At 68.8% G+C, this 23,466-nt stretch carries 20 protein-coding genes; 11 read left to right on the top strand and 9 right to left on the bottom strand.

Annotated elements, in window-relative coordinates; all coding sequences use genetic code 11:
• Window positions 1-6: 6 nt before the first annotated feature.
• Entirely contained in the window at window positions 7-1,038 is a 1,032-nt protein-coding gene (locus PFX90_RS06945; protein ID WP_285711650.1) for a LacI family DNA-binding transcriptional regulator, read from the top strand.
• Here PFX90_RS06945 and PFX90_RS06940 read toward each other — a convergent pair.
• On the bottom strand, window positions 1,035-1,799 hold the full coding sequence (locus PFX90_RS06940; RefSeq protein ID WP_285711649.1) for an enoyl-CoA hydratase/isomerase family protein: 765 nt from the start codon (window positions 1,797-1,799) through the stop codon (window positions 1,035-1,037). The genes PFX90_RS06945 and PFX90_RS06940 overlap by 4 nt on opposite strands.
• 167 nt (window positions 1,800-1,966) lie before the next feature.
• On the opposite strand from PFX90_RS06940, the gene PFX90_RS06935 reads away from it, so the two are divergent.
• Together PFX90_RS06935 and PFX90_RS06930 are read left to right on the top strand one after the other, a co-directional pair.
• Window positions 1,967-4,084, top strand: coding sequence for a TonB-dependent receptor (locus PFX90_RS06935; RefSeq protein ID WP_285711648.1), 2,118 nt, complete (start codon window positions 1,967-1,969; stop codon window positions 4,082-4,084).
• Window positions 4,084-5,169, top strand: a complete 1,086-nt coding sequence (locus tag PFX90_RS06930; protein WP_285711647.1) for a PepSY-associated TM helix domain-containing protein — start codon at window positions 4,084-4,086, stop codon at window positions 5,167-5,169. Before PFX90_RS06935 ends, PFX90_RS06930 begins: the two co-directional genes overlap by 1 nt.
• On the opposite strand, the gene PFX90_RS06925 is transcribed toward PFX90_RS06930, so the two are convergent.
• From PFX90_RS06925 to PFX90_RS06890, 8 genes are all read right to left on the bottom strand, one after another.
• Window positions 5,156-5,806: a DUF1109 domain-containing protein gene (locus PFX90_RS06925; RefSeq protein ID WP_285711646.1), complete on the bottom strand. Its 651-nt coding sequence runs from the start codon at window positions 5,804-5,806 to the stop codon at window positions 5,156-5,158. The two genes, PFX90_RS06930 and PFX90_RS06925, sit on opposite strands and share 14 nt — an antisense overlap.
• Window positions 5,803-6,327 carry a sigma-70 family RNA polymerase sigma factor gene (locus PFX90_RS06920; protein ID WP_285711645.1) on the bottom strand — a complete coding sequence of 175 codons (525 nt, stop codon included), beginning with the start codon at window positions 6,325-6,327 and terminating at the stop codon, window positions 5,803-5,805. The genes PFX90_RS06925 and PFX90_RS06920 overlap by 4 nt, the downstream gene beginning before the upstream one ends.
• 203 nt (window positions 6,328-6,530) lie before the next feature.
• Window positions 6,531-7,661 (bottom strand): acyl-CoA dehydrogenase family protein, encoded by a 1,131-nt coding sequence (locus PFX90_RS06915; RefSeq protein WP_285711644.1) that lies wholly within the window; start codon window positions 7,659-7,661, stop codon window positions 6,531-6,533.
• 24 nt (window positions 7,662-7,685) lie between these two features.
• Window positions 7,686-8,882 (bottom strand): acyl-CoA dehydrogenase family protein, encoded by a 1,197-nt coding sequence (locus PFX90_RS06910; protein ID WP_066528654.1) that lies wholly within the window; start codon window positions 8,880-8,882, stop codon window positions 7,686-7,688.
• A 366-nt stretch (window positions 8,883-9,248) separates the two neighbouring features.
• Window positions 9,249-10,337 (bottom strand): LLM class flavin-dependent oxidoreductase, encoded by a 1,089-nt coding sequence (locus PFX90_RS06905; RefSeq protein WP_285711643.1) that lies wholly within the window; start codon window positions 10,335-10,337, stop codon window positions 9,249-9,251.
• Window positions 10,338-11,252, bottom strand: coding sequence for an aldo/keto reductase (locus PFX90_RS06900; protein ID WP_285711642.1), 915 nt, complete (start codon window positions 11,250-11,252; stop codon window positions 10,338-10,340).
• Window positions 11,253-11,254: 2 nt separating this feature from the next.
• Window positions 11,255-12,259 (bottom strand): LacI family DNA-binding transcriptional regulator, encoded by a 1,005-nt coding sequence (locus PFX90_RS06895; RefSeq protein WP_285711641.1) that lies wholly within the window; start codon window positions 12,257-12,259, stop codon window positions 11,255-11,257.
• A complete protein-coding gene (locus PFX90_RS06890) occupies window positions 12,256-14,244 on the bottom strand; it encodes an alpha-glucosidase (protein WP_285711640.1) in 1,989 nt (662 codons plus the stop codon). Before PFX90_RS06890 ends, PFX90_RS06895 begins: the two co-directional genes overlap by 4 nt.
• A gap of 164 nt (window positions 14,245-14,408) precedes the next feature.
• Here PFX90_RS06890 and PFX90_RS06885 point away from each other — a divergent pair, with 164 nt between their 5' ends.
• From PFX90_RS06885 to PFX90_RS06850, 8 genes are all read left to right on the top strand, one after another.
• Window positions 14,409-16,724: a TonB-dependent receptor gene (locus PFX90_RS06885; RefSeq protein WP_285711639.1), complete on the top strand. Its 2,316-nt coding sequence runs from the start codon at window positions 14,409-14,411 to the stop codon at window positions 16,722-16,724.
• Window positions 16,725-16,826: 102 nt separating this feature from the next.
• Entirely contained in the window at window positions 16,827-18,092 is a 1,266-nt protein-coding gene (locus PFX90_RS06880) for an MFS transporter (RefSeq protein ID WP_285711638.1), read from the top strand.
• A gap of 69 nt (window positions 18,093-18,161) precedes the next feature.
• Window positions 18,162-19,253 carry a YeiH family protein gene (locus tag PFX90_RS06875; RefSeq protein WP_285711637.1) on the top strand — a complete coding sequence of 364 codons (1,092 nt, stop codon included), beginning with the start codon at window positions 18,162-18,164 and terminating at the stop codon, window positions 19,251-19,253.
• A gap of 5 nt (window positions 19,254-19,258) precedes the next feature.
• On the top strand, window positions 19,259-20,740 hold the full coding sequence (locus PFX90_RS06870; RefSeq protein WP_285712047.1) for a glycerol-3-phosphate dehydrogenase: 1,482 nt from the start codon (window positions 19,259-19,261) through the stop codon (window positions 20,738-20,740).
• On the top strand, window positions 20,737-21,309 hold the full coding sequence (locus tag PFX90_RS06865) for an NADPH-dependent FMN reductase (RefSeq protein WP_285711636.1): 573 nt from the start codon (window positions 20,737-20,739) through the stop codon (window positions 21,307-21,309). Before PFX90_RS06870 ends, PFX90_RS06865 begins: the two co-directional genes overlap by 4 nt.
• A complete protein-coding gene (ribB, locus tag PFX90_RS06860; protein WP_285711635.1) occupies window positions 21,309-21,920 on the top strand; it encodes a 3,4-dihydroxy-2-butanone-4-phosphate synthase in 612 nt (203 codons plus the stop codon). Before PFX90_RS06865 ends, ribB begins: the two co-directional genes overlap by 1 nt.
• Window positions 21,917-23,125 (top strand): molybdopterin-dependent oxidoreductase, encoded by a 1,209-nt coding sequence (locus PFX90_RS06855; protein WP_285711634.1) that lies wholly within the window; start codon window positions 21,917-21,919, stop codon window positions 23,123-23,125. Before ribB ends, PFX90_RS06855 begins: the two co-directional genes overlap by 4 nt.
• Window positions 23,122-23,451, top strand: a complete 330-nt coding sequence (locus PFX90_RS06850) for a cytochrome c (RefSeq protein WP_285711633.1) — start codon at window positions 23,122-23,124, stop codon at window positions 23,449-23,451. The genes PFX90_RS06855 and PFX90_RS06850 overlap by 4 nt, the downstream gene beginning before the upstream one ends.
• The last annotated feature ends 15 nt before the right edge of the window (window positions 23,452-23,466 follow it).

Genomic DNA, 23,466 nt, shown 5'->3' with positions numbered 1-23,466 from the left:
AGGAACATGCCCGGCCCCGAGGACAAGACGGCGCGCTCGCAAGTGCGCACCATCACCGATCTGGCGCGGCTCGCCGGAGTCTCGCCCGGCACGGTCAGCCGCGCGCTGGCGGGCAAGAGCCTCGTCAACACCCAGACCCGCGAGAAGATCGAAGCGCTGGCGCGCGAGCACGGCTTCCGCCCCAACCAGATGGCGAGCGGCCTCAGGCGCCAGAAGACCGGGGTGATCGGCGTCGTCATCCCGCTGGGCCACGACACCCGCCAGCAGATCTCCGACAGCTTCTTCATGACCCTGCTGGGCTTCCTCGCCGACGAGCTCACCACCCACGGTTACGACCTGATGCTGCGCCGCGTGGTGCCGGAGAGCGATCCCGACTGGCTCGACCGCTTCATCGGCTCCGGCATGATCGACGGGGTGATCGTGATCGGCCAGTCCGACCAGTTCGAGCGGATCGAGGAAGTGGCCGACGGCTACCGCTCGATGGTAGTGTGGGGCAACCACACCGAGGGCCAGCGGCACTGCGTGGTCGGGACCGATAACCGCCTCGGCGGGCGGCTCGCCGCCGAGCGGCTGATCGCGGGCGGGGCGCGGCGGCTGGCTTTCGTCGGCGACACCGGCCCGATGGAATTCGCGGCGCGCTTCGCTGGCGCACAGGATGTCGCCGCGCGGATGGGTCTGCCGCCGGTGCTGCCGCTCGCCACCCACCTCTCCCCCGACCGCGCGAGTGAGGAGATCGCCGCGCATCTCGCCCGTCACGGCCGCGCCATAGAAGGCATCTTCGCCGCCACCGACACGCTCGCCGCGCTGTGTCTGACGCAGCTGCGCGCGCTGGGCCTCGCCGTGCCGGACGACGTCAAGCTGATCGGCTTCGACGACCTGCCGATCGCGCGCCAGACCATCCCCCCGCTCACCACCGTGCGCCAGGACATCGCCGCAGGCGCGCGCGGCCTGGTCGACCTCTTGCTGCGGCGGCTGGGCGGCGAGACGACCGAGAGCCTCGTCCTGCCCCCCGAACTGGTGGTGCGCGAGACGGCCTAGCCGCTCATGCTCTTTACCAAAGCGGCGGCCGAGGCCCCTTCGAGCGCAAGGCCGTAGCCTACCTCGCGCACCAGCCGCTCCTTCAGCGGCTGGATGAAGTGGATGCGGGTGTTGCGCCGGGTGACCGCGGGCTTGGCGAGATAAAGCGCGGCGAGCTCCCGCGCGCGGGCCAGCGCCGTGCCATCGGGCACCACCTCGGCGACCACGCCCCAGTCGCGCGCGGTCGCGGCGCTGATCGGCTGCGGATCGAGCAGCCACGCCTCGGCCCGCCCCGGTCCGGCGCGATAACTCCAGGTGGTGAGGATGCCGTCGCCCGGCACGATTCCGCCCGCGAAGTGCGGCAGATCATGGAAGGTCGCGCTCTCGCCCGCGACGATCACATTGGCCATCAGCGCATATTCGCTGTGCACATGCGCCGCGCCCTCGATGGCGGCGATCACCGGCACGCGGATGTTGGCGAGGTTCTCGAGGATCTGCACCCCCTCGTCATGCACCTGCGACCAGACGTCGGGATCGGCGACGTTGCCGAAGCTGGGGAAGTCGATCCCCGCGATGAACTGCCCGCCGGCCCCGGTGAGGATGACGATGCTGTTCCCGCGGTCCTGCGCGATCCGGTAGAAGGCCTCGGTGTAGTCGGTGTGGTCGCGGGCGGTGAAGGTCAGCGGGCCGCCCTCGCTATGGAAGGTGGCGGTCAGCACGCCGTCCTCGTCGCGCTCGAGCGCGAGGCCGGGGAAGGCATCGAAATAGGCGGGGCGTGTCATGGCGGATCCCTCTCGTCGTCGGCACGGCGGGGTGAGCCTAGCGCGGGCCAGCGCGGCGGGGCTTTCGAAATCTCCCCTATCTCGCAGTTCTTGCAGAAACCGTCTTGCGTTATTGAGAATCGTTCTTAAAGGCATTCCTGCGAATGATTATCAGGAACGGTTCACCAATGCGATTCTCCCTCCTCCTCTCCGCCGCCCTCCTCCCCATCGCCGCCGCTGCGCAGGCGCAGGACAGCGCCGCCGCCCCGGAGGAGGACAGCGAAAACGCACCGATCATCGTCACCGCCGCGCGCACCAGCCTGCCGATCACCGCGCTGCCCCTCACCGCCGAGGTGATCGACCGCGCAACGCTCGAGCGCCAGCTCCAGATCTCGGGCTCGGTGGTCGACGCGGTCGCGGCGCTCACCCCTTCCTTCAGCCCGGCGCGCCAGAAACTCACCGGTCAGGGCGAGACCCTGCGCGGCCGCTCGCCGCTCTTCGCGATCGACGGCATTCCGCAGACCGCGCCCTTGCGTGACGGATCGCGCGACGGCTTCACGATCGACCCCTTCTTCATCGACCGCGTCGAGCTGATCCTCGGCTCCAACGCCTTGCAGGGCATTGGCGGCACCGGCGGGGTGATCAACCAGGTCACCGTCTCAGCCCCGGCCGAGGACGGCTGGAGCGCGCGCACCATCCTGCAAGGCACCGCCGAGAGCGGCTTCCGGAGCGACGGCTTCGGCGGCAAGGTCGGCGCGCTGATCGCCAATCGCAGCGGCGCCTTTGATGTCGTCGTGGGCGCGGCCTACGAGCGCCGTGGCGTGTTCCGCGACGGCGAGCAGCGCCGCATCGCGCCCGATGGCACGCAGGGCGACCTGATGGATTCGGACAGCCTCTCCTTCTTCGCCAAGGCCGGCGTCAACCTTGGCGATACCGTGCGGATCGAGGCGATGGGCCAGCGCTTCCATCTCCAGGGTGACGGCGACCTGATCGCGGTGAACGGCAACCGCGCGACCGGCCTGCCCTCCACCGCCATCGCGGGCGTGGTGCCGGGCGAGGCCCCCGAAAACCTCGCCGAGAGCCTCGCGCTCACGCTCACCGCCGACGATCTTGGAGGCGGCGCGCTGCGCATCCGCGGCTTCTGGAACCGCACCGCGGACATCTATGGCGGCGGCACCTTCGCCGACTTCCAGGACCCGGCCATCGCTCCGCAGGGCACGCTGTTCGACCAGTCGCAGAACATCAGCCGCAAGTGGGGCGTCAACGCCAGCTGGGAACGCGGCTTCGGCCCGCTCAACACGGTGATCGGCGTCGACCTCCTCAACGACCACACCGTGCAGGTGCTGGCGCAGACCGGCCGCGCCTGGGTGCCGCCGACCGACTACCGGAGCATCGCCCCCTTCGCGCAAGGCAACCTCGCGCTGTGGGACGGCAAGGTCCGGCTCGCGGGCGGTGTGCGCTGGGAGAATGTCGAGATCACCATCGACGACTACCAGACGCTGTGGTTCTACGGCCCGCAGCAGGTCGGCGGCGGCTCGCCCAGCTTCGACCGCGTGCTCCCCAATGGCGGGATCGTGATCGAGCCCACCCCCGGCATCCGCGCCTATGCCAGCTATGCGCAGGGCTACACCGTCCCCGACGTGGGCCGCATCACCCGTGCGATCCGCACCCCCAATGTCGATCTCGACCGCTTTCTCGACATCGCGCCGATCGTCGCCGACAACCGCGAGGTCGGGGTCGAGGTCAACCGCGGCCCCGTTGAAGCCAGCGCGACATATTTCTGGTCGGACAGCGACAAGGGCCAGCTGCTCGTGCTGGTCGGCGACGTGTTCGAGGTGCAGCGCCAGCGGATCGAGATCGAGGGGCTGGAGCTGAACCTCACCACCCAGACCCCGATCCCCGGCCTGCGCCTCGGTTTCGGCTATGCGCACCTCAATGGCCGCGTCGACACCAATGGCGACGGGATCGTCAATGCCGACTTGGACGGCGCCAATATCGGCCCGGACCGCCTGAACCTGTCGGCCGATTACACCACAGGGCCCGTCAGCCTGCGGCTGCAATCGCGCAAGCACTTCTCGCGCAAGTTCGAGGGCGGCGATCCGAGGAACGACTTCGCGGGCTACACCCTGCTCGACGGCTCGGTGAGCGTCGCGACCACCTTCGGCAGCTTCACGCTGGCCGCGCAGAACCTGCTCGACAAGCAGTATATCGACTACAATTCCGACACCCAGCGCCCCACCGACAACCTCCGCTTCTTCGCCGGACGCGGGCGGAGCGTGACGCTGGGCTGGCTGGCGAATTTCTGATGCGGGCGGCGCTGGTTCTGCTGCACCGCTGGCTGGGCGGGCTGGTCGGCCTCGGGCTGGCGGTGCTCGGGCTGACCGGAGCGGCGCTGCTGTGGAAACCGTGGTGGGTGGGCGTCCCGCTCGCGGGGCGCGCACCCTCGGAAGGAGAGACGCTGGCGATCATCGCCAAGGCCGAAGCGCTGGGGGCGGGTTATGTCACCCTCCCCTCGGCCGAATTCGGCGTGGCGCAGGCGGGGCTCGGCGAGGGTGCGGGTGCCTATCTCGCGCATGACGGCTCGCTGCTCGCGCGCTGGCAGAGCGTGTGGGAGCGGCCCGAGACCTTCCTCTTCGATCTCCACCATCACCTGCTGCTGGGCGAGACCGGCGAGGTGATTGCGGGCTGGCTGGGGCTTGCCGCAATCCTCTTCTGCGTGACCGGCCTCATCCTGTGGTGGCCGACGCGGCGCACCTTCCGCCTGCGCGCTTGGCCCGCGCGCTTCACCCGGCCCGCGGTGATCATGCACCACCGCGACATCGGCGCAGTGCTGGCGCTGCCGATCCTGCTCGCCGCCATCACCGGCGCGCTGATGGTGCTGAAGCCGCTCGGGCAGGCGGTGCTGGCGCCCCTGTCCTCCGCGAGCGAGGTCGCCGCATGGCAGGCCAAGCCGCCCGCGCCCGCCACCGTCGCCGCGGCCGATTGGCCCGCGATCCTCGCCGCCGCCCGCGCGCGTTTCCCGGACGCCGAGGCGCGCATGATCATCTGGCCCAAGGCCCCGGGCGAGGCCGTGACGATCCGCATGCGCCGCCCCGCCGAATGGCACCCCAATGGCCGCACCACCCTCACCCTCGCCGCCGACGGCACCGTGCTGATGGCGCGCGACGCCACCGCCGCGCCGCGCGCCGTGCGGACGAGCAACGCTCTCTACCCGCTGCACTCGGCGCGGATGGCGGAAAGCGCGATGGCGCTGCCGCTCAGGATCGTGATGACGTTCGCAGGCCTCGGCCTTGCCCTGCTCGGGAGCCTCGCGGTGGTGACCTTCTGGCGCGCGCAATGGCCCCGCCGGGCTGCGCCCGCCCTGCGCGGCGGGCGCGTTACCAGCGGATAAGCCGGGGAACCACCACCCGGCCGACCAGCCCCATCGCCACCACCGCCGCGCTGTGCCACAGCCCGATGTGGACGATGTCGTTGTCCGGGCAATGGAGCGACGCGGCGAAGATCCCGAAGGCACCCGCCGCCACCCCTGCGACCAGCCCCGCGCGTTCGGGCGAGGTCGGCGCGCCGCGGCGCAGCCACAGCACCAGCAGCGCAAACACCAGCAGCGAAGCGATGCTGCCGCCCGCAAGGCATTCGGCCCCGTGGCGCATCACCTCGGACGAGAGCGTCTGGCTCCCGCGCACCGCGGCGACAATCACGCCCGCGAGCGGCAGCAGCCCCGCCATCGCCGCCGCCCAGCGCCAGCCGGAGTGATCGCTGCCCACGTGAGGCCGGCTCATCACCACCACCGTCACGCTCGCCGCCAGCGCGAGGCCGAGGAACAGGCCCGTGGAGACCAGCTGCATCGGATCGAGGTGCCCCGCCAGCCACTCCGCCCGCAGGCCGAAGGCGGCGACCACCGCCACCGCCGTCACCCCCGCCGCCGCCAGCGTGAGCGCGATCCCCTCGCCGAAGCGCAGCGGCTTTACCGGCGCAAGATCGTCCACCAGCTCGGCGATCAGGGCATCGGAGGTGTGCGGCATTGTCATTCTTTCTCGATGATGGCCGCGAGCTTCTTGAGCCCGCGGTGGATGTTGACCTTGACGAGGCTCTCGCTCTGTCCGGTGGCGGCGGATGCCTCGGCGATGCTCAGCCCCTCGATCTTGACCAGCGCGATGGCGCGTTCCTGCGCCGGGGGGAGCAGGCCGAGCAGCCGGTCGAGGCTGATGCGCGCGGCGATGCCGGGCTCCTCGTCGGTGCCGATCAGCTCCTCGTGGAGTTCGTGCTCGTCGGCGCGGTAGAGGCGGCGCAGGTGATCGACCCAGCGATAGCGCGCAATCGCCGCGAGCCAGGGGAGGAAGGGCCGCGAGGCGTCCCACGAAGCGCGCTTGGTGTGGAGCGCGATCAGCGTCTCCTGCACCAGATCGTCGAGGCTGGAGGGCGCGACGCGGCGGGCGTAATAGGCGCGCAGCCAGCGCTGGCAGGCCTCGAGCAGGGTGGCATAGGCCTGCTTGTCGCCTTGCTGCGACAGGCGCATCAGCCGCGCCAAGGTGGGCTCGTCGGCTCTCATGCCTGTGCGCCGTCAGTGATCATGCCGCGCCCCCTTTGATTGGCCCGCGCCCGTGGTGTCACGGGCTGTTCGCGGGCGATGGTCCGAGGGTTACAAGCGCCTGAAAAATCCTCCCGCGTCTTTCGCGAAAGACGGGCCGCAACGAAGAAGCCCCGCCTTCGCGGCAGCGAAGGCGGGGCCTGCTTCAGCATCCTCGGCGCGGCTCAGGAGAGCGCGACGTGGCGCTTCAGGTGGTGGTCGACATTGCCGAACTCGCTGTCGAAGATCGTAAGGCGCTTGAAGTAGTGGCCGATGGCATATTCGTCGGTGACGCCGTTGCCGCCGTGGATCTGCACCGCTTCCTGCCCGATCAGCCGCGCCGACTGGCCGACGCCGACCTTGGCGGCCGAGACCGCCAGCTTGCGGGTCCGCTCGTCCGAGCCGAGGCGGAGCGTCGCAAGATAGGTCAGCGAAACGGCCTGTTCGTAGGCGGTGTACATGTCGACCATGCGGTGCTGGAGCACCTGGAAGCTGCCGATCGGCACGCCGAACTGCTTGCGCTGGCGCGAGTATTCGACCGTCATCGCGTGGGCGACCTTCATCGCCCCGCAGGCCTCGGCGCAGAGCGCGGCGATGGCTTCGTCGGTGACGAGCTCGATCAGCGCGAGGCCTTCGCCCTCGGCCCCGATCAGCGCATCGGCACCCAGCGCGACGTTCTCGAAATAGACTTCCGAGGCGCGGCGGCCGTCGACCGTCACATAGTCGCGGGTGGTGACGCCGGGGGTGTCCTTGGCCAGCACGAAGACCGAAACGCCCGAACGGTCGCGGCGTTCGCCGCCGGTGCGCGCGGTGACGATAAGGTGGCTCGCCCAGGGCGCGCCGATCACGACCGCCTTGTGGCCGTTGAGGACATAGCCCGCACCGTCCTTCTTCGCGGTGGTTTCGAGGTCGGCATAGTCATAGCGGCCCTTGGGCTCGGCATAGGCAAAGGCGAAGACCGCCGCCCCGGACACGATCGCGCCGATATGCTCTTCCTTCTGCGCTGCGGTGCCGCCGTGCTTGAGGAAGCCCCCTGCGCAGACCACGGTGGGTAGGAAGGGCTCGATCACCAGACCCTTGCCGAATTCCTCCATGATGACCATCGCATCGACCGCGCCGCCGCCGAAGCCGCCGTCCGCCTCGCTGAACGGCATCCCGAGGATGCCGAGCTCGGCCAGCTGCGCCCACACCTCGGGCCGCCAGCCGGCCTGCGAGGCAATCGCCTTGCGGCGCTCCTCGAAGCCGTATTGTTCGCGCACCAGCCGCGAGAGGCCGTCGCGCACCATGCCCTGTTCTTCGGTGAAGTTGAAATCCACGAATTCTCTCCCGTCGCTCGGATCTTACAGGCCGAGGATCATCTTGGTGATGATGTTGCGCTGGATCTCGTTCGATCCGCCATAGATGCTGGTCTTGCGCATGTTGAAATAGGTCGCCGCGGCATGCTGGGCATAGTCGGGGCCGACCGGATGCTCGTTCGAGCCATTGTCGTTCGACACCCCGCCCATGTAGGGCGCGGAGTAGGTGCCGACCGCCTCCAGCGTCAGCTCGGTCAGGCGCTGCTGGATTTCGGTGCCCTTGATCTTGAGGATCGAGCTTTCCGGCCCCGGCCCCTTGCCCGCCTGCTCGCCCGCGAGCGTGCGCAGTTCGGTGATCTCGAGCGCGGCCAGATCGATCTCGAGCTGGCTCACCTTCTTGGCGAAGTCGAAATCCTTGATCAGCGGCTGGCCGTCGAGCGTCTCGTGGGTCGCGATCTCGCGCAGCTTCTCGACGCCGCGCTTGCTCCGCGCGACGCCCGCGATCCCCGAACGTTCGTGGGCGAGCAGGAACTTGGCGTAAGTCCAGCCCTTGTTCTCGACCCCGACGAGGTTCTCGACCGGCACGCGCACGTCGGTCAGCCAAGTCTCGTTGACCTCGTAACCGCCGTCCAGAAGCTTGATCGGCTTCACCTCAACCCCCGGCGTCTTCATGTCGACGAGGATGAAGCTGATGCCTTCCTGCTGCTTGGCGGTCGGATCGGTGCGGCACAGGAAGAAGCCCCAGTCGGCGTGCTGGGCAAGCGTCGTCCAGGTTTTCTGGCCGTTGATGACGTAGTGATCGCCGTCGCGCACCGCGGTGGTCTTGAGGCTGGCGAGGTCCGAGCCTGCGCCGGGTTCCGAATAGCCCTGGCACCACCACACTTCGCCGCTGCGGATGCCGGGGAGGTGCCTGGCCTTCTGCTCTTCCGAACCGAAGGTGTAGATCACCGGGCCGACCATCGAGACGCCGAAGGGCAGCGGCATCAGCGCGTTCACGCGGGCGTTCTCTTCCGACCAGATGTAGCGCTGGGTCGGGGTCCAGCCGGTGCCGCCATATTCCACGGGCCATGCAGGAACCGACCAGCCCTTTGCCCCGAGGATCTTGTGCCACGCGACGAAGTCCTCGCGCGCCATGTCCTCGCGCATGCCGAAATCGGCGAGGTGCTTGGGATAGTTCTCGGCGATGAAGGCGCGGACCTCGTCGCGGAAGGCCTGCTCTTCGGGGGTGAATTCGAGGTTCATGGGGTCTCTCTCCGACTTGCGTTTTGCCGCGTTGAGATACGCTTTGTCACGGCGCGCGGACGCGGAAAAGAGACAATTGCGAGAGGGCGCGCCGCCGTAGCGGCAAGGGGCGCGGCGAGGGCCGCGCGCGGCCAGCGAATCGGGCAGGCAGCGCGCGGATTTTCCTACAGCCGGCGGGCGCGCTATAGGGACGGACTGCTCTTTCGCATCGTCCGCCCACCAACCCTCAACCGCCCCTGAGCGGGTGAAAACGCAATGCCATGTGTCAACTTCGGTTTTGCGCGGCATCCAGATGAATTTACAAGATAATTCCTGTAGGAATGCGAAGTTTACAGTGTCAACTTTGTAAACTTCGCCCCCCGTCCCTCACATCTCGAGCGGGCCGTGCTGGATGTGCGGCAGCACATGGCGCGCGAAGAGATCGGCTTCCTGCATGTGCGGGTAGCCCGAGAGGATGAAGGCCTCGATCCCCTCGGCCTGATAGGCGCGCAGCTTGGCGAGCACCTGGTCGGGCGTGCCGACGATCGCCGCACCGCAGCCCGAGCGTGCGCGGCCGATGCCGGTCCACAGGTTCTCCTCGACGAAGCCGTCGCCGTCAGCCGCGCCGCGCAACTCCTGCTGGCGCTGCACGCCGTAGTTCTTGGCATCGAGGCTCTTCTCGCGGATCGCGCGGCCTGCCTCGTCGTCGAGCTTGGAGAGCAGGCGGTCGGCATAGGCCCGCGCCTCGTCCTCGGTCTCGCGCACGATTACGTGGACGCGGTAGCCGAACTTGAGGGTGCGGCCATACTTCGCCGCACGTTCCCTGAGGTCGGCGATGTTCTCGCGGACCTTGGCAAGCGTGTCGGGCCACATCAGGTAGACGTCCGCCGCCTCGGCCGCACACTCGCGCGCCTCGTGGCTGAGGCCGCCGAAGTAGAACGGCGGGCACCTGCCCGAGAGCGTCGTGATGCGCGGCGGATCGAGCTTCAGCTTGTAGAACTCGCCGTCGAAATCGAGGTGCTCGCCGTTGAGCAGCGTGCGTACGATCTTCATGATTTCGGTGCCGCGCCTGTAGCGCGGGCCGCTTTCGATCTTCTCGCCCGGCATGTCGGAAGAGATGATGTTGACGTTCAAGCGCCCGCCAGCGCCCGCCGCATTCGGACCGAGGATGCGGTCCAAGGTCGCGATCCGGCGCGCGAGCTGCGGCGGCCAGTCCTCGCCCATGCGGGTCGCCCACAGGAGCTTGATTCGCTTCACCTGCGTCGCCACCGCGGCGGCGAAGATCGTGGTGTCGACGCCGAGCTGGTAGCCCGAGGGCAGCAGGATGTTGTCGAACCCGCCCTCCTCGGCCCGCAGCACGAGGTTGCGGCAATGCTCCCAGCTCGATTGGAGATAGGGATCGGGCACGCCGAGGAACTCGTAATCGTCGTCGCACAGCGCGGAGAACCACGCGATTTCACATTGCTGTTCAGTCATTTAGGGAAGCCTCTCTCCACGCGCGGCGACCAGCACCGCGTACCAATCCGTCCGGGTCCAGCGGACCTTGAGGGCCTCGGCCCCCTCGGCGATCCGCGCAGGCGTCTGCGAGCCGATGATCGGGATGATCCCGGCCGGATGCGCCATCAGCCAGCTATAGGCCGCAACGGTGCGGGAGACGCCCTGCGCCTCGGCGACGGCATCGAGCGCCGCCGCGACGGCCTTGTCCCGCGCGGTCTCGGGCGCGGCCAGACGCCCGCCACCCAGGGGCGACCATGCAAGCGGCGTGAGGCCCAGCATCATCGCCTGATCGAGCTCGCCGTTCTCGAAGCAGGTGATCCTGAGCGGGCTGATCTCGGGCTGGGTTGAAACCAGCTTGTTGCCGAGGAAATGCTGGAGCGCGGCGATCTGGGCTTGCGTGAAGTTGGAGACGCCCAGCGTCCTGATCTTGCCGGAGGCCACGGCGTCGTCGAGCACGCGGGCGACCTCCTGCGGGTGCGCGAGGATGTCAGGCCGGTGGATCTGCCACAGGTCGACCGAGTCCACCTTGAGCCGGCGCAGCGAGTCGTCGATCGCCTTGGTGAGGTAGGCCGGGCTCTGGTCGTAAGGCAGCGGCGGGAGGATGCCACCCTTGGTCGCCAGCACCATTTTGTCGCGCAAACCGGGGTCAGCGGCAAGCACCTCGCCCAGCAGCGCCTCGGCATCGCCGAAGCCTCCGGTGCCGTCGAAGCCGTAGATGTCGGCGGTGTCGAGGAAGGTGATCCCCGCATCGAGCGCCGCGTGGACCAGTCTCGCCGCATCGGCAGCGGTGCGGCCATCCTCGGCCAGGCGCCACATGCCCCAGGCGATGGGCGAGACCTCGATGTCGCTCGTGCCGAGGCGGCGCGTTGCGGGCGGCAGGGGCAGTTCACTCATGGTCAGTTCCTCTTAGGCGGCGCGACCGAGGCGCGCTCGACGAGTTCGTGGGGCAGGCGCTTGTGGGTGATGTCCCCGCCTGCGATCAGGATCTGGGTCGCCGTGCGGGCGAGGTCGGCCATCGGCTGGCGGATAGTGGTGAGCGGCGGCCAGACGGTGCGCGCCAGCGTGGTGTCGTCGAAGCCGGCGACCGAGAGCTCGGCCGGGACGGCGATCCCGCGGTCATGCGCCACCGCGAGCACGCCCGCGGCCATGTCGTCGTTCGAGGCGAAGATCGCGGTCGGCCGGGCGGGCTGGTCGAGCAGCGCATTTGCGCCGCGCACCCCGCTGTCGAAGTCGAACTCGCCGTCGACCACGAGGCTGGGCTCGAACGGGATGCCGACCCGGTCCAGCGCCCGGCGATATCCGAACAGGCGGTCGTCGGAGGCCATGTGGTTGGTGTGGCCCTTGATGAACCCGATCCGGCGGTGGCCGGCGTTGATGAGGTGGGTGGTCATGTCGTCGGCGGCCTGCGCGTCGTCCATGAACACCGAGGAGGTGAGCGCGTGATTTGTCCCCGGCGAGATGCGCACGAAGGGCACGTCCATCGTCTCAAGCGCGCGCAGCACAGGGTCGCAATCGGTGACGGGGGAGGAGAGGATGATGCCGTCCACATGGGTCTCGCTGACCAGCCCGCGCACCTGCTCGCCGACGCGCGGATCGGCGACGTCGACCGGCTGGGCGAGGAGGCGGATGCCGCTCTCGTGGCACACGTCCCAGCAGCCCTTCTGGATCTGGAACATGTAGTAGGGGCTGTGATTGTCGTAGATCAGCGCCACCTGCCCCGACTTCGCGCCCGAGAGGATGCGGGCGGCGACCGAGGGGCGGTAGTCCAGTTCCGCCATCGCCTGCTCGACCCGGGCGCGCAACTCGGCGCTCACGTAAGGGTGGCCGTTCATCACCCGGCTGACGGTCTTGACCGCCACGCCCGCGCGGGCGGCGACGTCGCGGATATTGGCGCGGCTCATGCGGCGAGGCTCCCGAACAGGGGCGCGAAGGTGCTGCCGGAGCGGTAGAAGACCGGCGGCGCGCCGATGGGTGCAGGCACCTCGTGCCAGCCGGGGGCATAGTGCTGGCCGCTCCAGATGTGCCGCCAGTCGCCCTGCGGCAGATAGACGCGGCGCTCCGCCGCTCCCGCTTCGATCACCGGCGCTACCATCAGGTCCTCGCCATAGAGGAACTGGTCCTGGATCGTGAAGGTCTCGCGGTCGCCGGGATGGTGCAGGAACAGCGCGCGCTGGGCGGGGAGGCCCGTCGTCTGCGCCTCTTCGACGAGGTGGCGGACATAGGGTGCAAGCACCGCGTGTACCCGGCTCCAGCGCACGAAGCCCTCGATCAGCGCGGGGGTGCTGTCGATCTGGAGGTTGTCGTCCGGACGGTTGCCCTCGTGGGTGCGGAAGACCGGCGAGAACGCGCCCAGTTCGTACCACCTGAGGATCAGCTCCTCGGTCCGGACATTGCCGAACAGGCTGGTGTAGCCGCCGACGTCCGAGTGGCTGAAGGCGTTGCCGACGAGGCCGGAGGAGAGTGCGGCGGTGATGACCGTGCCGATGCCGTCATGGCGCGAGAAGTCCACCGACTGGTCGCCCGCCCACAGCAGGGGGCAATGGGCCTGCACCCCGGTGTGCCCGGCGCGCATGAACCACAAGACGTCGCCCGTCCGCCCCCGCGAGGCGACCGCGCGGGCGTTGACCCCGGCCCAGCGCACCGGCCAGCGGTTGTGCTCCTGCATGGGGTCGCCATCGTGGAGGCGCAGGTCGGTGGGGAGGTATTCACCGAAGTCGGCCATCCACCCGTCGAGCCCGAAATCGAGCATCCGCTTGCCGATCACCTCCTCGGCGAACCAGTCGGCAGCCTCGGGGTTGGTGAAGTCCACGACGCCCGCGTGGAACTCGCCAAAGTCGACGAGGTAGGGGGCATCGCTGTCCAACTCGCGGGCAAAGTAGCCCTTGGCGGCGGCCTCGGGGAACAGCGGGCCGTCGACCGCGAGATAGGGGTTCACGTAGCCGAGGAAGCGGATGCCGCGGTCCTTCAGTGCGGCGATGCGCGCGGGCAGATCGGGGTAGCGCTCGGCGTTCCACTGCCAGTCCCAGAACAGGCGGCGGCCGAAGCTGGTCTCGCGGATGCCGACCCAGTCCTCGCACCACAGGCCGGAGATGGCCGCGCCGGCGTCGATCAGCCTTTCGAGCCGCTCGAACGAGGAGACACCCTGCTTGAGGCCGACCACCGCGCCGCCGATGGCCCAGTCAGGGAGCGGCTGGCGCGGGCCGAAGCGTTCGCCCAGCTGGCGGGTGAGGCTGGCGGGGGCGCCCTCGAACAGGTCGATGACGACCTCGCCCGACCAGACATGGATGCGCAAGCGGCCATCCTCGCGCGCGTCGAACTCGGCATATTCGCTGTTGGCGAGGCACAGCGCCCAGCCGCCCGAGCACAGCACGGTGGGTTCGGGATAGTTGGTCGTCCAGTAGTCGCCGCCAGCAAAGCTTCCGTCGGCGCTGGCCTGATCGGTGAGCGGCGTGCCGGGTTCGCGGCCCACGCCCGGCTCGCTGGTCCAGAGCGGGAAGTTGCGGCCATTGAGCACAAGGTGGCTCATCTGCTCGCCCCCGCCCCACAGCACATCGTCTGGAGCAAGCGCGAGGTCGAGCGTGATGCGGTCATGGCCCGAAAGCGCTCTCAGCGTCAGCCGCGATGCATCCGGCGCAAGCGTGAGGCCGAGTCTGGCGCTGTCATCGGCGCTCGAGAGCACCACCGTGCCGCCCGCATCCACTTCTGCCCGGCACAGTGGCTTCGCTGCCACAGCATCGTCCGTAAGCCGGAAATTGCCGCGCACCATGGTGACCTGCGGCGCACCCGAAGCCACGGAAATTGCAGGGCATTCGGGCGCATGAGAGAGCACCGCGTGGCCTGCCAGCCACAACGTCACGCCCCCCTCATCCGGCTCCAGCCGCACCATCCCTGACCTGCATCCTCGTCCCGGCCCGTCCCTTGGCCCACTCTGACACCGCTTGACAGAATGCAGCGGAAAGCGCAACCCGACTGGCCAAAGATCGACCGCACGGGCGGATATCGGCAACCACCCGCCCGAAAGAATCGATCATGTCCAGAGGGGAGAACACAATGTCCGCCACCACCCGTTTTGCGCTCAAGGCGCTGGCCCTGTCGGCCAGTTCGCTCGCTTTCGCTTCCGCCGCTCCGGCGCTCGCGCAGGTCGAGGAAATCATCGTCACCGCCCAGAAAGTCGAGGAAAACGTTCAGGACGTGCCGATCGCGATCGCCGCTGTGTCGGGCGACCGGCTGCAGCAGGCGGGCGTCATCAGCCTCGAGAACATCTCGACCGTCGTGCCCTCGGTGACCTTCCGCAAGGGCACCACCAGCGCCAACAGCGCGATCGTGATGCGCGGCGTGGGCACGATCAGCTTCTCGGTCGCGGCGGAGCCCTCTGTGTCCACCGTTGTCGACGGCGTGGTGCTCTCGCGTTCGGGTCAGGCCTTCATGGACCTCGTCGACCTCCAGCGGCTTGAAGTGCTGCGCGGGCCGCAGGGCACGCTGTTCGGCCGCAACGCCAGCGCCGGCCTCGTCAACGTCGTCTCCAAGGGCGGCACCGACACGCTCGAGGCCGAATTCAACGCCGACTGGTTCGAAGGTCAGGAATACCGCCTTCGCGCCGCGGTCAGCGGCCCGATCGCCGAAAACCTCAGCGCCCGCCTGACCGGCTTCTACGGCAGCTTCGACGGCAACATCACCAATATCAACGGCGGCCGGAACAACACCGTCAACGGCTACGAGCGCTACGGCCTGCGCGGCATCGTCGACTATAACGACGGCGGCAACAAGGTCCGCCTGATCGCCGACTACTACAAGGCCGACGACGATTGCTGCGCCGACGTGACCGGCGCCAGCCAGGGCACGCTGCAGGATACCCTGCTCGGCCTGCCGAACGGCGTGGCGCTCGGCGAAGACCAGCGCTTCATCAACCACGACCTCGTCACCGCCACGCAGGACCGGCAGTGGAGCCTGACCGGCACCGGCGATTTCGACATCACCGACACCCACACGCTGAGCGTCGTTCTCGGCTATCGCAACTGGGAGAACTCGGAGCAGCGCGATGGCGACTTCCTGCCGCGCGCGATCCGCACCGCGGGCCAGTTCCACGATTTCGGCACGGTGAAGACCGAACAGGTCTCGGCCGAAATCCGCCTCGCCTCGGACCAGACCAAGCCGTTCTTCTATCAGGTCGGCGCCTTTGTGTGGCAGTCGGACAATACGCAGGACTTCACCCGCCGGGGCGTGACCTGCGCCAACACCACGACGCCGGTGCTTCCGGGCGGCGCGGTGCCGTGCAACCTTACCGACACGGTCAACACGCTGTTCCCCTTCGCCACCTCGCGCAGCGACGTGCGGTCGAACAACTACGCGCTGTTCGGGCAAGCCACCTACGAGATCACCGACCAGCTCTCACTGACCGGCGGTCTGCGCTACACCTGGGATAATCTCCAGTTCACCCACACCCGTGCTCCGGCAGCGAATGCGGTTACCGGGCTCCCGGCAGCAGGCCCGGGCACCAACCTCAACCCGGCGGGCGGCCTCATCGCCAACGGCGGCAACGGCACCAACACGAGCCGCGGCGAGACCAGCAACGGCAACCTGTCGGGCCGCGCGGCGATCCAATTCAAGCCGACCGAGGACATCATGCTCTACGGGTCCTACACCCGCGGCTACAAGGGTCCGGCCTTCAACGTGTTCTTCAACCACACCGCCCCCAACAACGCGGTGCCGATTTCCGAGGAGCTGTCCGACAGCTTCGAGATCGGGGCGAAGACCCAGTTCCTCGACAACCGCGTGCAGCTCAATGTGGCGGCCTTCACGGTTACCTATGACGGGTTCCAGGCGAACAACTTCATCGTCGTGAACGGCGCGACGATCTCGAACCTGACCAACGCGGGCAAGGTGAAGAGCGAGGGCTTCGAAGCCGACCTCGTCGTCAACCCGGTCGACGGCCTCAACCTTCGCGCGAGCGCGGCCTATGCCGATGCCCGCGTGACGGAGTTCAACCCCAACCCCACCACCAACGCGCCCGACGCGCGCAACGGCACCGTGCTGCCGCTCGCCCCGAAGTTCGTGTACACCATCGGCGGGGACTACACCCGCGAGCTGGGCGGGGTGACGCTGTATCTCAACACCGATTACCGCCACACCAGCACGCAGTATTCGGACCTCGGGCAGGCGGCGTCGACCCGGATCGACCCCTACGGCATCTGGAACGCCTCGCTCGGCTTCTCGGACCCGGACGACAAGTACCGCGTGACCTTCCACGCCCGCAACATCGCGGACGAAAGCTACGTGCTGCTCAACATCGAGAACGGCCGCCGCTTGCAGATCCCGCGCGATGCGGACCGCTATTTCGGCGTGTCCTTGCGCGTGCGGACGTTCTGATCCGCATGGAAGCGTGACGAAAACGGGGGCCGTCGGAGCGATCCGGCGGCCCCTTTCGTCTCGCGCTTGCCTGCCCGTGACTGCCCCAAGTAGGAACCCGTGATGGCCGCAGACGCCCCCTCCTCCATCGCCCCGCGCCTGCGCTGGAGCCTGTTCACGGTGCTGTGCGTCGCGGGGGTGTTCAACGCGATGGACCGGCCGATCATCGCGATCCTCAAGCCCGACATGATGGAGGATTTCGGCTGGACCGACAGCGACTTCGGCGATCTCGCCGCGGTCACGCAGTTCTCGGCCGCCTTTGCTTTCCTGTTCACCGGCTGGCTGGTCGACCGGCTCGGGGTCAACCGCTCGATGCAGGTCGGCGCGTCGGCCTGGAGCCTCGCCGCGATGGCGCATGGCTGGGCGCTCACCACCTGGCAGGTGGTTGCGGCGCGTGTCGGCCTCGGGGTGACCGAAGCGGTGCAGACGCCGCTTACCATCAAGACCGTCGCGACGCTGTTTCCGCCCGACAAGCGCAGCTTCGCCTTCGGCTTTGCGACCATGCTGGCGGGCGCGGGGACGATCGCGATGCCTTTCGTGATCCCCGCGCTGGCGCTGGCAGTGGGCTGGCGCGGGGCGCTGGTGGCGGGCGGGATCGGCGGCTTCGTGTCGCTGCTCGCGTGGATGTGGCTCGCGCGCGGGGTGGCGGGGCTGAATGCGGCACAGGGCGCTGAAGCGACTGCCGTCGGGGCCGGAAGCGCGCCGTACGGCGCGATCCTGCTGAACCGCCAGACCTGGGCGATTGTCGTGGCCAAGGCGCTCTCGGACATGACCTGGTGGTTCATCAACTTCTGGCTGGCGGATTACTACCGCAAGCAATTCGGCCTTTCGACGCTGGAGCTGGCGGTGCCGCTGGCGATTGCCTTTGCGGGATCGGGGCTCGGCGCGCTGCTGGCCGGGTGGGTCTCGACCCGGCTGCTCGAGGCGGGCTTCAGCCCCAACCGCGTGAGGAAGGGCGTGATGCTGGTCTGCGCCCTTATCGTCGCGCCGCTACCGCTGGTGCTCCAGCTGGGGGGCTTCTGGCCGGTGGCGGTGATGATCGGCGTCGTGATGGCCGGGCACCAGGGCTTCTCGCTCTCGCTGTTCTCGACCATCACCGACGTGGTGCCGGGCGAGAAGGTCGGGCGGGTGACGGCTTTCGGCGCCTTCATGGGCAATATGGGCGGGGTGGCGATCAGTCTTGTGGCAGGGCGCGTGCTCGATGCGGGGCTCGGCTACGGCCCGCTGTTCGCCTTTGCCGCCGCGTCCTACCTTGTCGCGCTGGCATGGTTCCAGTTGCTGCTCCCCGAGATCCGCCGCCCGGTGAGCGATACCGAGTTGTTCGACTGACCCTGCGCGCGCGGTTGCATTGCAAAGGGCCGCGCGGTAGGCTTGTGACACCGTGAGACAGAATACATCATGACACGCGGCCCAAGCCCCGATTTCGAAGCCTACGCGGGTGACCTGTTCGGCGAGATGATGCTCGCCGACAGCGCCGCTGCGGCCAAGCCCGAGAGGAAGCCGCTTTCGCGCTTCGTCCCCGGCCTTGCGATCAGCGCCATCGCCGGTGCGGCGGCGGCGTGGCTGGCGCAGAATTACGGGGTGCCGATCATCCTCGCGGGGCTGCTGATCGGGCTGGCGGTGAACTTCGCTGCCGCCGATCCGCGCACCCATGACGGGCTCGACGCGGTCAGCCGACACGGCCTGCGCGCCGGGATCGTGCTGCTCGGCTTCCAGGTTACCGCGATGCAGGTCGCCGCGATGGGGATTGTCCCCTTCGCCGGGCTCGCGCTGGTCATGGCCTCGGCGCTGGTCGCCGCGCTGGCCGCCGCACGCGCGACCGGGCAGAGCCCTGCCATCGGCCTCCTCGGCGGGGGTGCGACCGCGATCTGCGGGGCCTCGGCTGCGCTGGCACTTTACGGCGTGATCGGGCGCGAGCGGATCGATCAGGCGCTGTTCACGCTCACGCTGGTGATCCTCGCCGCGGCGAGTGCCATTGCGCTGGTCACCTATCCTCCGCTCACCGCCATGTTGGGCTTCACCGACGCGCAGGCGGGCTTCCTTGTCGGCGCCTCGATCCATGACGTCGCGCAGGCGATTGGCGCAGGCTTTGCCGTGTCGGACGCAGCCGGAGCGCAGGCGACCGTCGTAAAACTCACCCGCGTCGCGCTGCTCGCCCCGCTGGTGACGCTCGCCGCGCTTTGGATCGCACGGCGGCAGCCGCTGCCCGCAGGCGTGGGCCGCGCGCGGGTGCCGGTGCTGCCGGGCTTCATCCTCGCCTTCCTTGCGCTGGTGGGGGTGAACTCGCTCGCCCCGGTCCCGCCCGAGCTGGCCGCCCACGCGCTGACTTTGTCGAAGACTTTGCTGCTGCTCGCGGTTACGGCGACCGCGATGCGCACCCGCACCGATCTGCTGCTGGGCCTCGGCTGGCGGGCGGTGATGCCGGTGCTGGCGGCGACCATCGCCTCGCTGGTGACGGCGCTCGCCTATGCGCAGTGGGTGATCGGGTGAGCCAGATGTTCGACCTTGCGGTGATCGGCGGCGGCGTGAACGGCGCCGGGATTGCGCGCGATGCGGCGGGACGCGGGGCGAAGGTGCTGCTGCTCGAACGCGGCGATCTGGCTGAAGGCACCTCGTCCAACTCGACCAAGCTGATCCATGGCGGCCTTCGCTACCTCGAGCACTACGAATTCGCCCTCGTGCGCGAGAGCCTGTCGGAGCGCGAGGTGCTGTGGGGGATCGCGCCGCACATCATCTGGCCGCTGCGCTTCATCCTTCCCCACCGCCCCGGCCTGCGCCCGCGCTGGCTGCTAAGGCTCGGGCTGTTTCTCTACGACCATATCGGCGGCCGCAAACGCCTGCCCGCCGCCGAGAGTGTCGATCTGACGCGCCACCCGGCGGGGGCACCCCTGAAGAGCGAATACACCCGCGCCTTCGCCTATTCCGATGGCTGGGTGGATGATGCACGGCTGGTGGTGCTCAACGCCCGCGATGCCGCCGACCGGGGCGCCGAAGTGCGCACGCGCTGCGAAGTAACCGCGCTCGCCCGCGAGGGAGACGCGTGGCGCATCGAGGCCGGCGGCGAGACCTTCCACGCCCGCGCCGTGGTCAATGCGGCGGGGCCACGCGTGCTCGACCTGCTCGGCCGCGCGGGCGAGCCTTCGTCGCAAAAGATGCGCCTCGTGCGCGGCTCGCACATCGTCGTCAGGAAACTGTTCGAGCACGACTTCGCCTATTTCTTCCAGCTGCCAGACGGGCGGATCTTCTTCGCCATCCCCTACGAGCGCGACTTCACGCTGATCGGCACCACCGATGTCGATCACAAGGCGGGGCTCGACGAGGTCAGGGCCAGCGCGGAAGAGATCGCCTATCTGTGCGAGGGCGCCTCGGAATATTTCCGCCAGCCCGTCACCCCTGCCGATGTCGTCTGGACCTATTCCGGCGTCCGCCCGCTGGTCGACGATGGCTCCGGCAAGCCCGAGGCGGCGACGCGCGGCTACCGTTTCGAGATCGACGGCGGGGCGGACGGCACCGCGCCGCTGCTGTCGGTGTTCGGCGGCAAGATCACCACCTACCGGCACTTGGCCGCCGAGGCGGTCGAGCAGCTCGCGCCGTTTCTCCCCGTGCTGGAAGGCAAGGACTGGACCGGCGGCGCATACCTTCCCGGCGGCGATTTCGGACGCGACGAGGCGGGCGCGAAGATCGCCGACCTTGGCCGGCGCTACCCCTTCCTCTCCCCGCGCGAGGCCGAGCGGCTGATCCGGCTCTACGGCACGGCGGCCTTCGATTTCCTCGGAAACGCCGCAACCCGCGACGATCTCGGCGAGGATTTCGGCCACGGCCTGACCGCCGCCGAAGTGGACCACCTCGTGGCGCGTGAGTGGGCGCGTTCCGCCGACGACATCCTGTGGCGCCGCACCAAGCTGGGCCTGCACTTCACCCCCGAACAGACCGCTGCGCTGGCCGCCTATCTCGCTGAAAGGACCCCTTCCCCATGACCCGAATCGTAGCCCTCGGCGGCACGGTCAATCCCGGCTCCTCGACCGAACAGGCGCTGCGCCTCGCCGGGACCATCGCTGCGGGCGAGGGGGCCGAGGTGACGGTGTTCGGCGGCGAATATTGCGCCGCCCTCCCCCACTATCGCGGCCCCGGCTACACGACGCAGATGGGCGCGGAGCTGGTCGAGGCGGTGCGCGCGGCGGATGGCCTGCTGGTGGCCGCCCCCGGCTATCACGGCACCATATCGGGCGTGGTCAAGAACGCGCTCGATTACCTTGAAGACCTCGCGCGCGATGAACGCCCCTATCTCGATGGCCGCGCGGTCGGGCTGATTGCGACGGCCTTTGGCGATCAGGCCTCGATGAGCACCCTGCTCACCATGCGCGCGATCACCCATGCCCTGCGCGGCTGGCCGACCCCGATGGGCGCGACGATCCGCACCTATCAGGGCATGTTCTCCCCCGACGGCGAATGCCTCGACGAGCGCGCGCGCGGGCAGATCGAGCTGGTCGGCAAGCAGGTGGTGCTCGGCGCGAAGAGCTTTGCTGCCGGAAGGAACCTTGCGTGATGAGCGCCGGGCTTGATGCGGCGCTCGAGGCGATTGCCGCAGGGCGGATCGTCGTCATCGCGGGCGACCGCTTGCGCGGCGGTGACATCGACCTGATGGTCGCCGCGCAGCACGTCACGCCCGAGGCGATCAATTTCATGGCCACCCATGGCCGCGGCCTCATCTGCCTTGCGGTAACGCCGGAGCGGGCCGGGCAGCTGGGCCTGTCGTTGGTCAACCCCGGCACGGCGCGCCAGACCGGGCGGCCCTTCGCGCGCTCGATCGAAGCGGCGGAAGGCGTTTCGACCGGCATCTCCGCCGCCGACCGCGCGCATACGGTGCGGGTGGCGATTGCCGAGGGCGCGACGTCCTCGCACATCCATTCCCCCGGCCACGTCTTCCCGCTGATCGCGCGCGCAGGGGGCGTGCTCGAACGGGCCTCGGCCTGCGAGGCCTCGATCGACTTGGCGCGGCTGGCGGGAGCGGGCGATGCGGCGGTCATCTGCTCGATCATGCGCGACGACGGCGAGATGGCGCGGATCGACGATATCGGCGATCTGATCGCGGCTCACGGCCTCGCGGTGGCGGATATTGCCGCGCTGATCGGGCGGCTGGAAGGGGTCAAGGCATGAGCGGCCCGCGGCTCTCCCGACGCGCGCTGATTGCCGGTGCGGGCACGGCAGCGCTCGCTGCCCCGGTGCTGGCGAAGCTGGGCGGCCGGATGATCGACCTCGCCCTGCCCGGCGGGCCGAGCCTCAGGCCCACCACCCCCGCCTTCCCCGGCAAGGGCGAGATGATCGTCCAGCGCATCCGCCCCCCGCTGCTCGAGACCCCGATGGCGGTGTTCCGCGAAGGGATCATCACCCCCAACGACCGGATGTTCGTTCGCTGGAACTGGCCCTTCCCGACCGAGGTCAAGGTGGCCGAGCACCGGGTTGCGGTAGGCGGTGCGGTGAAGCAGCCGGTGTCGCTGACGCTGGATGATATCGCGGGTGCCGGCGAAACGGTTGAAGTCGTCGCCATCAATCAATGCGCCGGCAACGGCCGTGGCCTCTCCGAGCCGCGCGTCACGGGCACCCAGTGGGGCAACGGCGCGATGGGCTGCGCCAAGTGGACCGGGGTGCGCCTGAGGGACGTGCTCGCCAAGGCGGGCGTGAGCGATGGCGCGACCCGCGTGCGCTTCGCCGGGCTCGACGTGCCGCTGACCGATGGCGCGCCGCAGTTCATCAAGTCGATCCCGCTCGACATGGCGATGCGCGACGATGTGCTGGTCGCCTGGGGCATGAACGACGAGCCGCTCCCCATACTCCACGGCTTCCCCCTGCGGATCGTGGTGCCGGGGTGGTTCTCGACCTACTGGGTCAAGATGCTCTCGACCATCGAGGTGCTGACCGGCGAGGACGAGAGCCACTATGTCGCCGAGACCTACCGCATGCCCGCGCAGCCGGTCACGCCCGAGAGCAAGGATTTTCCGACGGTCCCCATCACCGCCATGCCGCCGCGCAGCTTCATCACCAGCCATGCCGATGGCGACGTGGTCGCGCTGGGCAAGCCGCTGGTGCTGGAGGGGATCGCGTTTGGCGGCGACGCAGCGCTCGAGCGGGTCGATCTGGTCGGCAAGGGCTGGGAAATCCCCTGCGACCTCGCGGCCGAGGACGCCGGGCCCTATGCCTTCCGCCGCTGGTCGGTGACCTTGCCGCAGGTCGCAGGCGACTTCGAGAGCATCGGCGTGCGCGCCCGCAACGTGAACGGCGCGGTGCAGCCCGAGGCGCTGGTCTGGAACCCCTCGGGCTATGCCCGCAACGTCATCGAACGCATCACCCTGAGGGCGCAATGAGAGCCGCCCCAGCCCTGATCCTCGCGCTGGCCCTTGCCGGCTGCGACAGCCCCGCAAAGGTCGCCTTCGCCGATGCGAGCGTCACTCTGCCCGATGACCCTGCGGAACTGCCCGAGGGCCCCGGGCGCGATGCGGTGATCGAAAACTGCACCGCCTGCCACTCGCCCTCGACCATGCTCCAGCAGCCCAGGGTGCCGCGGGAGAAGTGGGAGTCGATCGTCGGCAAGATGAAGAAGCTCTACAAGGCCCCCATCGACGATGCCGCGGTGCACGCCATCGTCGACTACATGGTGCACGTGCAGAGCCAGCCCGGGACAGCGCGCTAGCGGTTGGGTGCCGGT

This window comes from Erythrobacter oryzae (assembly GCF_030271515.1).
GTDB lineage: Bacteria > Pseudomonadota > Alphaproteobacteria > Sphingomonadales > Sphingomonadaceae > Erythrobacter > Erythrobacter oryzae.
The sequence above is the reverse complement of the archived record's forward strand: the minus strand, read 5'-3'. Positions and strand labels throughout refer to the sequence as shown.

Bases quoted from the DNA above. Each gene is read 5' to 3' on its own strand.
- PFX90_RS06920 (WP_285711645.1), bottom strand. From the start codon at position 6,327: ATGAGAGCCGACGAGCCCACCTTGGCGCGGCTGATGCGCCTGTCGCAG.
- PFX90_RS06850 (WP_285711633.1), top strand. From the start codon at position 23,122: ATGAGAGCCGCCCCAGCCCTGATCCTCGCGCTGGCCCTTGCCGGCTGC.
- PFX90_RS06855 (WP_285711634.1), top strand. From the start codon at position 21,917: ATGAGCGGCCCGCGGCTCTCCCGACGCGCGCTGATTGCCGGTGCGGGC.
- PFX90_RS06940 (WP_285711649.1), bottom strand. From the start codon at position 1,799: ATGACACGCCCCGCCTATTTCGATGCCTTCCCCGGCCTCGCGCTCGAG.
- PFX90_RS06945 (WP_285711650.1), top strand. From the start codon at position 7: ATGCCCGGCCCCGAGGACAAGACGGCGCGCTCGCAAGTGCGCACCATC.
- PFX90_RS06880 (WP_285711638.1), top strand. From the start codon at position 16,827: ATGGCCGCAGACGCCCCCTCCTCCATCGCCCCGCGCCTGCGCTGGAGC.
- ribB (WP_285711635.1), top strand. From the start codon at position 21,309: ATGAGCGCCGGGCTTGATGCGGCGCTCGAGGCGATTGCCGCAGGGCGG.
- PFX90_RS06865 (WP_285711636.1), top strand. From the start codon at position 20,737: ATGACCCGAATCGTAGCCCTCGGCGGCACGGTCAATCCCGGCTCCTCG.
- PFX90_RS06930 (WP_285711647.1), top strand. From the start codon at position 4,084: ATGCGGGCGGCGCTGGTTCTGCTGCACCGCTGGCTGGGCGGGCTGGTC.
- PFX90_RS06910 (WP_066528654.1), bottom strand. From the start codon at position 8,882: ATGAACCTCGAATTCACCCCCGAAGAGCAGGCCTTCCGCGACGAGGTC.
- PFX90_RS06875 (WP_285711637.1), top strand. From the start codon at position 18,162: ATGACACGCGGCCCAAGCCCCGATTTCGAAGCCTACGCGGGTGACCTG.
- PFX90_RS06870 (WP_285712047.1), top strand. From the start codon at position 19,259: ATGTTCGACCTTGCGGTGATCGGCGGCGGCGTGAACGGCGCCGGGATT.
- PFX90_RS06895 (WP_285711641.1), bottom strand. From the start codon at position 12,259: ATGAGCCGCGCCAATATCCGCGACGTCGCCGCCCGCGCGGGCGTGGCG.
- PFX90_RS06900 (WP_285711642.1), bottom strand. From the start codon at position 11,252: ATGAGTGAACTGCCCCTGCCGCCCGCAACGCGCCGCCTCGGCACGAGC.
- PFX90_RS06885 (WP_285711639.1), top strand. From the start codon at position 14,409: ATGTCCGCCACCACCCGTTTTGCGCTCAAGGCGCTGGCCCTGTCGGCC.
- PFX90_RS06890 (WP_285711640.1), bottom strand. From the start codon at position 14,244: ATGGTGCGGCTGGAGCCGGATGAGGGGGGCGTGACGTTGTGGCTGGCA.
- PFX90_RS06905 (WP_285711643.1), bottom strand. From the start codon at position 10,337: ATGACTGAACAGCAATGTGAAATCGCGTGGTTCTCCGCGCTGTGCGAC.
- PFX90_RS06925 (WP_285711646.1), bottom strand. From the start codon at position 5,806: ATGACAATGCCGCACACCTCCGATGCCCTGATCGCCGAGCTGGTGGAC.
- PFX90_RS06935 (WP_285711648.1), top strand. From the start codon at position 1,967: ATGCGATTCTCCCTCCTCCTCTCCGCCGCCCTCCTCCCCATCGCCGCC.